A 759-nucleotide genomic window follows, 5' to 3' on the forward strand; every position below is an offset into this window, starting at 1 on the left:
GGCGGGGCATGTGCCCCGCCGGCCCCTCCGGCCGTTGTCCGTGGGTCCGCCGCGCTTCAGCCCTCGGGCCAGGCGGCGGCGAGCATCGTGCGCGTGTCGGCCAGGAGCTGCGGCAGCACCTTGGTCTGGCCGACGACGGGCATGAAGTTGGTGTCGCCTCCCCAGCGCGGCACGACGTGCTGGTGCAGATGCGCGGCGATGCCGGCGCCCGCGACCGCGCCCTGGTTCATGCCGATGTTGAAGCCGTGCGCCCCGGAGGCCGTGCGCAGGGCCGTCATGGCCCGCTTGGTGAAGTCCGCCAGCTCGACGGTCTCCTCGGCGTCCAGGTCCGTGTAGTCGGCGACGTGCCGGAAGGGCAGCGTCATGAGGTGCCCGGAGTTGTACGGGTAGAGGTTGAGCACCGCGTACACGTGCTCTCCGCGCGCGATGACGAGCCCGTCCTCGTCGCTCTTGGCCGGGATCGTGCAGAAGGGGCAGCCTTCGTCGGCGCCCGGACCGCTCGGCTTGTTCTCGCCCTGGATGTACGCCATGCGGTGCGGCGTCCACAGCCGCTGGAACGCGTCAGGCGTCCCGACCCCGATCTGCTGCTCCGGCTCGCTCGTCATGCGGACCAGCATATTCGTCCCCCGCTCCGGGACACGACGAGGGGCGGGCCGCCCCGCCCGCCCCCCCCCCCCCACACCCCCAAACCCGGGCCCCCCCCCCCCCCCCCCCACCCCACCGAAACCCCAACAAACACACCCCCCCCAACGGGGGCGA

Annotated in this window: 1 protein-coding gene; it reads right to left on the minus strand. The window is 73.0% G+C overall.

Features of this window, described 5'->3' with window-relative positions; translation table 11 throughout:
• Positions 1 to 56: 56 nt before the first annotated feature.
• Complete coding sequence (locus ACWGJ2_RS37865) at positions 57 to 617, minus strand: HIT family protein (protein WP_453350935.1); 561 nt, start codon at positions 615 to 617, stop codon at positions 57 to 59.
• Positions 618 to 759: the final 142 nt, after the last annotated feature.

The organism is Streptomyces sp. NPDC054796 (assembly GCF_053611545.1).

Excerpts from the sequence above, each read along its gene's own strand:
- ACWGJ2_RS37865 (WP_453350935.1), bottom strand. The coding sequence starts at position 617 with ATGCTGGTCCGCATGACGAGCGAGCCGGAGCAGCAGATCGGGGTCGGG.